The organism is Rhizobium sp. AP16, from assembly GCF_000281735.1.
GTDB classification, from domain to species: domain Bacteria; phylum Pseudomonadota; class Alphaproteobacteria; order Rhizobiales; family Rhizobiaceae; genus Rhizobium; species Rhizobium rhizogenes.
In genome coordinates, this window is the sequence record NZ_AJVM01000012.1 from 62,815 (window position 1) to 74,006 (window position 11,192).

Here is an 11,192-nt window from a genome sequence, read left to right on the forward strand (position 1 = left end):
TCCGGTTTCGGGTGGGCGGGATGCGCCGCCTTAGGCTCGTCCAGAACAGCCTAGATTTATTTCCCTGAGTTTTCTGCTGCTACCAACGCTTCCAGCCCTACCGGATCGTCAGTGGTGATCTGGTCCACCCGAAGTGCGAGAAGCCGCATCACTTTCTGCAGTATTTCCTTCGTTGCCGCGCGAATGGTGTAGGCGTCCACCTCCAGGCCATGGGCTTGGAATGCCCCGATCAGGTCAAACCCTTCGGCATCGGCGAACAATATCAACTCGTGGGCGAGATATATCATCTCCGCGCGCGGAGATGCAGCGATGGCACAGGCAACAAAGCCTGCGAAATCCCGGTTTTCACGCAACCGTTCGCTCGCGCCATTGTGGCAGGGGTCGTAGCCGATCGGCATATCAGGAACGGCTTGCGACAGTCGCTCGACCGCTTCGGCATCGCCGGCGGAAAGGATGACGGACCGCGCGACCGGAGCAATCGCCTTCGCAAAAGCGGCAATATCGCCTTCGCCTATGCTGGAGGATGGCGCCTTCAGATCCAGTTGCAGTACTGCTTCCGGCGAATAGCCGGCATCACGGATGAGCGCCGCCAGATATTCAATCAGCAGGATCGGGTGAGCCGTCCGGTTTCCATCACCATCGCGAAGACGCAGATGGGCAAAATCTTCGCGCGTGGCAGAGATAAGCGGCCCCTTGCCGGTGGTCGCCGGATGCAGATCCTCGTCATGCAGGACAACGAAACCATCGCCGCCATAGCGCTGCAGATCGATCTCCATGCTGGCGCCGATCGCCATTCCCTCAACGATCCGTGATTGCGTGAATGCGATGTCGCCGGCAAAGCGCCGCCCGCGATGCCATTTGAGGAGACAGCGATGGCCATCTAAATCAATGTGGAGGCCGCGGCGGTCAGGCATTGTGGAACTGCTGTTCGTCATTTTGGTTCGGCTCTGCATTCGTTTGGCGAGGGAGCCTCGCTATCACGGAAATTGTGACAGGACGACGTCGCCTGTGCCGAAAATGCCATAGAACGCATCCATTCGCACGACACGGTCAGCGATAACGTTTTCGGCGCCGTAGATCGACACAAGAGGGTCTTCCCTATTTGGCGCCAAGAAGTTAAGTCGCTCTTTTTCTTATCAGAAGCTGAATATTTATGTTTCATTAACCCGCTTGCCTTAGCAGCCCACACCCCGGCTTCCACGCCGCGTCGCATGCAAGGAATTCATGAATGGCCCCCCACTACCAATCCTCCACCCCGGAGATCTTCCAGCGCAAGATCTCCGACTTTTGTACGTTGCGGCTGGCGCCATTACTGCAACAGCGGACCTTCGAAAACGTCCGGGCCTACATGATTGGTCTCGTTCAGTTTCGATCGAATCCCCCCACAAGAGCCGGCAAGATCGATTGGCAGGCGATCGCCCTCGCCTGCGACATGGAGAGCGAACTCACGACCGAAGTGAAACGCGCGGTTCAGCCGGGTTTCGATGCCATCGCCCGCTATCTGGGAATGAGCAAGCCAAGCAAACCAAGCCCGAGCACCGCCCTTCCCCGCCGCCCTCCGAGCAAGCGGGGCAAGAGTACCGGTGCGAGCAACTCCCAGACGCCGACCACCTCTCTTAGAAAGCCGAAAGCCACATCTTCAGACAGACGATCGGCACCACTTATAACGATATCGAATCGCAGCCGATGGGCTCCATAAGGTCACGCCTCTAGAGATGCTCATCCAGAGCCGAAAGGCTCGGCCTATATTCGCACCAATCGGGATGGCCGACAGCTGGTCCGACCATCCCAATCAACAAGTTCGCTATTTCAGATCAAGCGCCTCAGCCTTGCATGTGCCAAGGCTTCGGTTTGTCTTGTTAGACCTCATGCGACTTCCGCCGACAATCGCTCGAAAATCGGTATTAGCCGAGGATGGCGACCGGCGGGTGGATGCTGGATCTCGACAATGCGGCCGATCTTCCTCTCCCGCTTCAACCATTCCCGCAGTGTTTCCGCGCAGGTGTGATCGAGATAGTGCAGGTCTCCGCCAGCAATCCGCACTTTGCGGCTCGCCGGAAGCGTCTCCAGCATATTGAGGAGGAGCGGCACATCCTTGCACGTCGCCACTCCAGCAAGAGCGACATGAACCACCTCCGCATCCTCCGACCGATCGATGGCAAGTTTACGCCGCAGATACGGGAAGACTTCGAGGATCGACAGTGCCAGACCAAGCGCGACACCGACAAGCAGGTCCTGCACAACGACCATGGCGACGGTCGCCGCCCAGATCCCGACCGGCACCCAGCCGTGATGATCGAACAGATGGCGCACATGATGAAGGCTGATCAGCCGCCATCCGGTGACAAGCAGCACGGCCGCCAGCGCTGTCAGCGGCACAAGACCGAGCAATTGCGGCAGGAGCGCCACAAGCCCAAGGATCCAGACGCCGTGCAGGACCGCCGAGGCTCGTGTCCGCGCCCCCGCCTGGATATTGGCCGAAGAGCGGACGATGACACCGGTGATCGGCAAGGCACCGAGGAAACCGCATAGCGCATTGCCGATACCCTGCGCGAAAAGCTCCTTGTTGAAACGCGTCCTGACGCCGTCATGCATGCGGTCGACAGCAGCGGCTGATAGTAGCGTCTCGGCACTGGCAATGACCGCAATCACCAAGGTCGTGACGATAATGCCCGGCTGCACCATTTGCCGGAAGCTTTCCATCGTCGGCAGCGAGATACTCTCGATCAATGAGGTCGGCACCTCAACCCTGGCGATCGGCAATTGCAGGGCGACAGTCAATACCGTTCCCGCCGCGACGCCAACAAGCGCACCAGGCACCAGCAGAAGCGATTTCGGCCGGAACTTCTCCCAACCGATCATGGCGAGCAGGGAAATCAGACCGACCAGCAAGGCGGCGGCCTCCTTCGTCAGCCCGGTCCCCCAGAGGCGCCCGATCGTTTTCTCCATGGCGGTGACGTTTTCGATGCCGCCAGCCGCCGGCTGGGCGCCCATCAGGACGTGCACCTGCCCGAGAATGATGAGGATGCCGATGCCGGCGAGCATGCCGTGGACGACAGCCGGCGAAATTGCCCGAAACCAGGAGCCGATCCGCAGGAAACCGGCAAGAACTTGCAGAAGCCCGGCAACGACCAGCACCGGCCCGAGCATGGCGATCCCATATTGCTCGACAAAGCTGAAAACGATCACGGCAAGACCGGCGGCCGGGCCGGAGACCTGCAGCGGTGATCCAGCCAGGAATCCGACCACAACGCCACCGACAATGCCGGAAATCAGGCCCATCGCCACGGGCACGCCTGAGGCGACGGCAATACCGAGGCAGAGAGGAATGGCGACGAGGAAAACGACCAGGGAGGAAGCAAAGTCGCGGGAAATATTGGAGCTGTTGTTCATGACACTACTCCGCGGCAAAGGCTGACGCAGCCTGCGGCATGACCCGCGAATGACCGCGACCGGTCACGGCGACCGGCAATGGTCGGTCCTCATGTATTTCGGTAAAGCTCGCGGTCGCGCCGTCGTAAACTTGGACCTCGCCGGTCTCGATATCGAAGAACCAGCCATGCAACGTTACGTCGTTGGTCGCAAGCTTGGCCGCAACAGAGGGATGCGTGCGAAGATGGTTCAGCTGGACAACCACATTCTCCATGGCGACGGCCCGCACCTTTTGCCGTTCGGACAAATCGGCCGGATAGGCCTCACAAACGATCGAGTGGGCGGCATAGCTGTGTTTCAGCCAGGCGGAGACATTCGGCATCGGCTTCAGCAATTCCGGGCAGCATAGCCCTTTCATTGCGCCGCAATCGGAGTGCCCGCAAACGATGATGTCGCGGACTCCGAGCGCCAGGACGGCATATTCGATGGCAGAGGACACGCCGCCATTTGCGGTGGAAAACGGCGGAACGATGTTGCCGGCATTGCGGCATACAAACAATTCCCCCGGTCCCGACTGCGTGATTGTTTCCGGCATCACCCGGCTGTCCGCGCAGGAAATCATCAGGGCCTGCGGCTGCTGGCCCTCCTGGGCGAGCCTCCGATAAAGCGCCGAATGGTTGGGAAAGACCGCGCCGCGGAAGCTCGAGATACCTTTTAGCAAATCATTCATGTCTGGTCCTTTTGCTGAGGGGCCGGACAGAAGGCTGGGGGTGCACCCTAGCCCGGCAAATTAGCACATGCATATTTGTGCAGGTGCGAAATAAGAAAGGGGTGCCGTAAAGGAAATGGCCGAAGCGTCCATTCGTCAGCGCTGCGGCGTCAAAATAATGTGAGCATATCGTGAGATGATTTTGCTTGATCCATATGCCACCGCTTCGAGGCGATCGCGCTATCTGGGAACAAGCAAGTCAATTGACGGTGACGCTCTTCCAGCCGCCGTCATAGATCCAGAATTTATGATTGGTCGTATCGTATTGCATGGGCACCATACCGTTCACCGGAGTCGGTACGCCTGTGGGAGCGCCGGCTGTCGCAGGTATGTATGGGAACCCGGTAGAGGCATTGGTGGGCAATGATTGCTGTCCTATCTGGACGCTCCCGCCAGACGGATTAAGCGCGAGCGGCTTTGCTAAGGCGCCCGCCTGTATGCTTTGAAAAACAAAGAGATCATTGACCGGATCATACCCCATGCCGAGGCGTTTTTCCGGAGAGGCAAAGTCGGCGATATAGACATTGCCGCTGTTGGTACAGGCGTTGCTCCCATAGGCACAGGTTTTCCAGGAGGCATTTGTGGCGGATGCCTGCGCTCTCAGTGTTCCGGCGAAATCCCATGGGTAAGCAGCAGAAGGGTTTCCATATCCAACGCCATGCGCGCCTTTGCTGACGATCTGCAAGCCGGTAATTGTGCTGTCGATGCTGTATGCGGCGTTAACGCCACTCAAAGGACCGGCTGTGATCAGGCCCGTCATGTTGTTCTTGGTGGTTCTGCTCGTTGCTTGAATGGCAACGCTTTGATTTTTCCCCGACAGGCTGAAGTTATTTATAGTCAGATTTTGGACCCAGGGCGCTCCCGAGGTATCGATGAGCAGTGCGGGATATGCTGCCAATCCAGCAGCGCTGGGGTCGGTGCATTGCAGATTGTTGAATGTCGCCGGTCCCTTGAAGTTCACGCAGTACTTTTGGGGATTTTTGACCAGGACATTCGACCATATGGAATCATCGGCGTAGAAATCGCTCCATATCCCATAGTTTTCAGGATTATAGACTGCGATGTTGCTGTAAACCGAATTTGGAGAATAGGTGGCGAAACCAATTCCGGATTGATCCAGATGACTGTTTTTCGGATCGATTTTGGCACCGTATGAGGAGATATTGCTCCAGGTCCCGTACGCTCCTCCGCCGATGTCATTGATGAAGCCGATATAGGATTGAACATCAATTGCGTTGGAGATAATCGCGCCGCTGCCGCCGCCATTGTCTATCCCCGCTCCATTATGCCCTAAGATGGGACCACTCGTTTCATCGCCGGAGCCGCAATTCGAGGTATGGATATTATCCAGAACTACAAAGGAAGGTCTTGCCCAGACACCCATGCTGCCCTTCATGGCGCCGATGCCAATGCAATTGTTGTATCCCTCGCTAACCCGCAGATTCGTTCCGTGAAACCGATCCGCCTGGACCACGAATGCAACGCCGCCCCAAGGATTGCCGCCGAAGTATGCAGGCGTCGTATAGGATGCTCCCTTCGGCAGTGCGTCTATGCTTAGATTGTCAATGACGGTACCGGGTGCCGAAGCGAGTACATCAACAACGGGTGCGGCCGGGGAGCCGCTTGGCGCATTCCACTGGATGATGGTTCCTGCACCTTGTCCTTGGATTTCCGTGGTAGACGCAATTTTCAAAGTACTTGTTGCCGTGTTCAGGCAAAAGGTTCCCAAAGGTAAAATGAGTTTTCTGCCCGCAGCTGCCGCGACAGCTGCGTTCAGCGATTTCGTGGCATCTATCGTGCAGGAGGGGTCACTCACGAGGCCGTAATCCAACGCGTTCACTGTTCCCGTGGGCGATGAAACAACACGCTGAATCTCAGCCGCATTTGATAGCCTGCCGGAGTTCTGCAAATCCTCTGGGAAACCATTGGCAGGGGCGATTGTGCAAAGCAAAATGCACGCATGGGAAAATTTGAAGCGGAGAATTGTATTTCTCATGACAATCATCTCCCATGGGCGAACGGTTCGCTCCCACATCCTCCACAATTCCAGCCAGCGCACGATATTGGAGGGTGTAATATCCGCAATACAGACGGCGTCACTCCTATACGATATGACACCGCCATGCCTTTAGTGATGTGAACTTCGGCGGGATCAAAGCAAAACGCCATCGATCCCAGCCCAATTGCAGGGCTCAAAAATACAACTATAAAACGCGATCAAGCACGAAAAAAACTAAAAGTTGACAAACATAATGAGAACGACTAAGGTCTAAAAGTCGATATTTGCTTGCTGAGCTTTGGTTACCGCGCGTTTAGCACCGCGCCCTGAACGAACCTTCCTTTCAAAAATCGTTATCATCATCCGCGACGCATTGGCGCCGTGGTTCTTTAATATTGCTATGAAAGGGTTCATCATGACCACTGGCACAGTTAAATGGTTTAATTCCACCAAGGGCTTCGGCTTCATTCAGCCTGACGACGGCGGCGCTGACGCTTTCGTTCACATCTCTGCCGTCGAGCGCGCCGGAATGCGCGAAATCGTCGAAGGCCAGAAGATCGCCTACGAACTTGAGCGCGACAACAAGTCGGGCAAACTGTCTGCTTGCAACCTTCAGGCTGCTTGAATTGAGATCTGCTTTCCTTTGACCGCGGATGTACCGGCACTGTTGAGAGCACGATATCAGCGAGGTCAGGCAAGTTGCCTGGCCTTTTTTATTGACGCCCGCTCAGCGGCCCTCAAATCCAGGACGCACCATGACAGAGAAACACAGCAAATCTCGCCAGCAGGCGGAAATTGCGTTCGGTGACGCGCAATCGCAGTTCTTTGCTCGCAACAGCGCGGTCGACGAACTTGACTCGCTTGTCCGTGCACGGCAGGAAAAGACCTTGCGTCTGCGGGAGGCCCGCGAGGCAAAGGAATCCGAGACGCGGCTGAAAGTGGCCACTGCCCTTGCCGCAAAACGCGCAGGAAAAATCTGAGCTTCGGCTCAGAAGATAACAACCAGGACCGAGCATTGAAAAACGCCAGAAACAACGAACTTTCCGATCGCCGCGGTGCGGCCAAGGAAGCGAAAGCTGCTCTTCTTAACGCCTTTCGCGCTGCAAAAGACAGCAACGACCCCGCCAAGCTTGCCAAGCAGGCAGAGCGCCAGGCCGTTGCCGCCGCCAGGGAAAAGCGACACGCCGAGCAGCAGCGAGCAAAGCTCGAGGAACGTGAGCGCCTGCAGGCTGAAGCCATAGAACGTCAGGCTGCCGCTGAAGCCGCCGCCAAGGCCGAGATTGAAGCACGCGAGACGGCGGAGAAAGACCGCATCGCCCGCGAGATCGAGGAAGAAGCTGCCCGCAAGGCTGAGCGCGACCGTCGTTACGCCAGTCGCAAGGCGAGACAGGCATAACGCCAAACAAGCAGACCGGCTTCCGCTCGCGCCGTCGAGCCGTCGCCCTTGGAGCACGGGGTTGCCCCGCGCTCCAGTTACTACCAAATCCCGCCCATCGAACAACGAGCGCCGGCCCGGCATAATCTCGCCGTAAGCCTAGGTCATCCGAGCCTTAAAGCGCCTCCGGCGTTCCATAATGGCCGATGCTCCCCTTATTTGCGTCACTTTGACGCCCATCACATCAAGATCTTCTAATATCCCCTTGACGTAGCAAAGGGAGTACATAAAGCTAAATTAGAAGTAGCTGGATTGGGGGCATCGCATGCGGGGGCATCCACTCATCGAGTCGGCGAATGACAGTCTTTCTCCAACAGTACCGATAAGCCGCGTAGACATATGGCTCATCAAGGCCACGCGGTATGATGACAATGGCTATCCTATCCGCTGGATCCGATCGGCCATTCCCTCCAATTCGCTCGCCTGTGTCTGGGCCTTGGTCGATGATGCGGCGTCGCGCGGCGTGTTCGGTGCGGGCGTCGACGTACAGGTCCATGCCATCGACGAAACAAATACGCGGGTCGACATTCCAGCCATCCTGAAGAGCCATCATGCTGAGGGAACACGGGCCATCGTCATGCTCGTCGGCGTGCAGACCAACCAATATCCTCGGGCAATGGATATCGCGCGCCCATTACGTCAGGCAGGCGTGCCGGTCTGTATCGGCGGCTTCCATGTTTCCGGCTGTGTCGCCATGCTCGGCGAGGATGCCGAAGAACTGGCGCTGGCCCGGGAGCTGGGCGTCAGTCAGTTCGCCGGCGAAGCCGAGCCAGATCGCCTGGATGCCGTGCTGCAAGACGCCTTGGCCGATACGCTGAAGCCGCTTTATAATCACCTCAAGAAAGAGCCGGTCCTGCCGGGTTCGCCGGTGCCGCTCCTGCCGGGGCCTATCGTGCGGCGCTCCTTCACGCATTGGTCGAGCTTCGATCTCGGCCGCGGCTGTCCGTTCGAATGTTCCTTCTGCACCATCATCAATGTGCAGGGCCGTCATAGCCGCTTCCGTACGGCAGACGAGCTCGAGAGGATTGTCCGCCTGAATGCAGCCGCCGGCGTCACCAAATTCTTCGTGACAGATGACAATTTCGCCCGCAACCGTAACTGGGAAGCCTATTGCGACCGGCTGATCGAGCTGCGTGAGCGGGAGGGGCTGGAGGTTCGACTGTTGATACAGGTCGATACCATGGCCCATCGCATTCCGGGCTTTATCGACAAGGTGGTGAAGGCCGGGGTGAGACTGATCTTCATCGGGCTGGAAAACATCAACCCCGACAATCTGGAAGCGGCCAAGAAGCGCCAGAACCGGATCGAAGAGTATCGCGAGATGGTGCTGGACTGGAAACGCCATCCGGTGGTGGTCAGCTGCGGCTATATCATCGGCTTCCCGGCCGATACCCGGGAATCCATCCTGCGCGACGTCGATCTGATCAAGCGGGAGCTGGCGATCGATGTCCTCTATTTCAATATCCTGACCCCGCTGCCCGGCAGCGAGGATCATAAGAAGATGAAGGATGCGGGCGTATGGATGGACCCCGATTTCAATAAATATGACCTCAATCACCGCGTCACCCATCACGCACGCATGAGCGACGCCGAACTCGACGCCGTCTTTCACGAGGCCAGCGCGCGCTATTACGACTTCGAGCATATGGAGCGCGTGTTCAAGCGCCGGGTGCAGCTCAAGAACGGCATGCGATTGACGACGCTTTACAATCTGATTGCCTATCGCGAGGGGCCACGGCGCGAGGGCGTTGCTTTTGCCGAATTCGGGCTCGGCCGCATCATCGACCGCCATGAGCGGCGCCATGGCATGCCGCTCGAAGATCCGATTCCCTTCTATGCACGCTATGCCTGGCGCTTCGCGCGCACCATTGCAGCCTATGCCTATACCTATATCCGGCTGCGTCTCAGCGTGGCCAAAGCTTGGCGCGCCTGGGGCCGTCAGGATCTCTTTCCCTATAGCGACGAAGCCATCGCCGCCGTCGACATGCGCAATGATCCCCTGGTGCAGGAGACCGCTGCGCGCAGCACGGCTTATACAAAACGCCGCCAGGAAAACCGGCTGAAGGCCCGGCTTGGTGAAGCTACATACACTGACCAAGGCACCGAAGTCGCCGGTCGCTGAACTAGATGGGATTCTCGATGGCTCGGACCCGCAATTCACGCGGTCGCTCGATCGTGCCCGTATTACCGATGCTGCCGCACGCTCTCGATAAAGCGCCGGACCACCCCGGACGGGGTCTCGTCCCTGTAAGCCAGATGTAGCGGCGCAACCAGACCCGCCGCCTTCTCGATCCGAAAATAGACGATGCCATTCGCCTCCAGGCGCGCCATGGATTCGGGGATGATCGAAATCCCGAGGCTGGCGGCGACGAGGCTCAGTGTCGATAGCAAGCGTGGCGCCTCCTGCCCGATCCGCGGGCTGAAACCGGCCGCGCGGCATGCCGCGATGATGCTGTCATATAGCCCAGGGCCTGACGGTCGACGGTAGAGAATGAAAATCTCGTTTGCGAGATCAAGAAGCGGGATGCGCCGCGAGGATATGCCGTGCCTGCGGCGTGAGACTGCCCCCGTCGCCAGAGGATGCTGATCCGGCAGCGCCACTAGCATTTCCTCGTCAAGAATGGGTTCAATCACCAGTCCCGCCGAAGCGTCGACCGGCGAACGGACGAAGGCGACGTCAAGCCGTTCTGCCCGCAAGGCCTCGATAAGATCTCCCGTACTCGCTTCCTCGAGAGCAAGCGCCACGTCCGGCGCCGATTGTTTGAGAGAGCGAACCATTGAGGAAACCAGCGGATGAAACGCGGCCGAACTGGTGAAGCCGATCGCAAGATTGCCCTGCTCGCCGCGCGCCGAGCGTTGCGTGGCCTCAACCGCCAAATCTACATCCGCCAGAATGATGCGCGCTCTTTCTACCAGGGTTTGTCCGGCAGCAGTCAGCGCCATTCCGCGCGGCAGGCGGTGGAATAGTGGCGTGCCGATCATGGTTTCCAGCGCGCGGATCTGCTGACTGAGCGGCGGCTGTTGGATGCCCAGCTGCTCGGCAGCGCGGGTGATGTGCCCGGCGTCGGCAACGGCGACGGCATATCGAAGATGGCGAAGTTCGATCATATGCATACATATAACATATGGGAGCGTCATTATCCATATATTGGACGTTGGCTCGTCCGAAGTTTATCCTGCCAGCAAAATTCAAAGACGAAACGACAGGATAGATTATGGCAGTTTCTGCTCCCCCTGATATCGTCGAGCGCGATACGCCGACATCAACCGAACTGTTCACCGGCTTCCTATTTCTCGGCCTGATCGGATTTGGCGGCGTGCTGCCCTTGGCGCGGCGAATGGTGGTTGAGGAACGCCGCTGGCTCAACGGCGAGGAATTCACCGATCTTCTCGGCCTGTGTCAGTTCCTGCCGGGCGGCAACATCATCAACATGTCCGTTGCCATCGGCCTCAAATTTCGCGGCATCGCCGGCGCCTTCGCCGCACTTCTTGGGCTCATCGCCGCGCCTACCGTCATCGTGATTGCGCTGGGCATGCTGTATGATCGCTTTTACGATGATCCGCATGTCCGACATCTGTTCGCCGGATTGGCTGGCGCTGCCGCCGGTCTCCTGGTG

Annotated in this window: 11 protein-coding genes; 6 read left to right on the forward strand and 5 right to left on the reverse strand. The window is 58.1% G+C overall.

The window, feature by feature from the left end; genetic code table 11:
* Positions 1–56: 56 nt before the first annotated feature.
* Positions 57–953 carry a glycerophosphodiester phosphodiesterase family protein gene (locus tag PMI03_RS07715; protein WP_309574335.1) on the reverse strand — a complete coding sequence of 299 codons (897 nt, stop codon included), beginning with the start codon at positions 951–953 and terminating at the stop codon, positions 57–59.
* Between the two features lie 275 nt (positions 954–1,228).
* On the opposite strand from PMI03_RS07715, the gene PMI03_RS30710 reads away from it, so the two are divergent.
* On the forward strand, positions 1,229–1,699 hold the full coding sequence (locus tag PMI03_RS30710; protein ID WP_007691649.1) for a hypothetical protein: 471 nt from the start codon (positions 1,229–1,231) through the stop codon (positions 1,697–1,699).
* A gap of 167 nt (positions 1,700–1,866) precedes the next feature.
* Here the strand turns inward: PMI03_RS30710 and PMI03_RS07725 are convergent, their stop codons facing one another.
* The 3 genes from PMI03_RS07725 to PMI03_RS07735 all read right to left on the reverse strand — a co-directional run bounded on the left by PMI03_RS07725 (position 1,867) and on the right by PMI03_RS07735 (position 6,137).
* The gene (locus PMI03_RS07725) at positions 1,867–3,393 is read right to left on the reverse strand and encodes a SulP family inorganic anion transporter (protein WP_007691651.1); all 1,527 of its coding nucleotides are present in this window, start codon (positions 3,391–3,393) and stop codon (positions 1,867–1,869) included.
* Between the two features lie 4 nt (positions 3,394–3,397).
* Positions 3,398–4,102: a carbonic anhydrase gene (locus PMI03_RS07730; protein WP_007691653.1), complete on the reverse strand. Its 705-nt coding sequence runs from the start codon at positions 4,100–4,102 to the stop codon at positions 3,398–3,400.
* A 238-nt stretch (positions 4,103–4,340) separates the two neighbouring features.
* The gene (locus PMI03_RS07735) at positions 4,341–6,137 is read right to left on the reverse strand and encodes a hypothetical protein (RefSeq protein ID WP_007691655.1); all 1,797 of its coding nucleotides are present in this window, start codon (positions 6,135–6,137) and stop codon (positions 4,341–4,343) included.
* Between the two features lie 418 nt (positions 6,138–6,555).
* Here PMI03_RS07735 and PMI03_RS07740 point away from each other — a divergent pair, with 418 nt between their 5' ends.
* From PMI03_RS07740 to PMI03_RS07755, 4 genes are all read left to right on the forward strand, one after another.
* A complete protein-coding gene (locus PMI03_RS07740; RefSeq protein ID WP_007691656.1) occupies positions 6,556–6,765 on the forward strand; it encodes a cold-shock protein in 210 nt (69 codons plus the stop codon).
* 130 nt (positions 6,766–6,895) lie between these two features.
* On the forward strand, positions 6,896–7,120 hold the full coding sequence (locus PMI03_RS07745) for a hypothetical protein (protein ID WP_007691662.1): 225 nt from the start codon (positions 6,896–6,898) through the stop codon (positions 7,118–7,120).
* Positions 7,121–7,155: 35 nt separating this feature from the next.
* Positions 7,156–7,536, forward strand: coding sequence for a DUF6481 family protein (locus PMI03_RS30925; RefSeq protein ID WP_007691664.1), 381 nt, complete (start codon positions 7,156–7,158; stop codon positions 7,534–7,536).
* 304 nt (positions 7,537–7,840) lie between these two features.
* Complete coding sequence (locus PMI03_RS07755) at positions 7,841–9,697, forward strand: radical SAM protein (RefSeq protein ID WP_007691666.1); 1,857 nt, start codon at positions 7,841–7,843, stop codon at positions 9,695–9,697.
* A gap of 62 nt (positions 9,698–9,759) precedes the next feature.
* Here PMI03_RS07755 and PMI03_RS07760 read toward each other — a convergent pair whose 3' ends face one another.
* A complete protein-coding gene (locus tag PMI03_RS07760; RefSeq protein ID WP_309574336.1) occupies positions 9,760–10,683 on the reverse strand; it encodes a LysR family transcriptional regulator in 924 nt (307 codons plus the stop codon).
* Between the two features lie 107 nt (positions 10,684–10,790).
* Between PMI03_RS07760 and PMI03_RS07765 the strand changes: the two genes are divergently transcribed.
* Positions 10,791–11,192 (forward strand): chromate transporter (locus PMI03_RS07765; protein WP_007691670.1); only part of this gene is annotated, 402 nt, incomplete at its 3' end.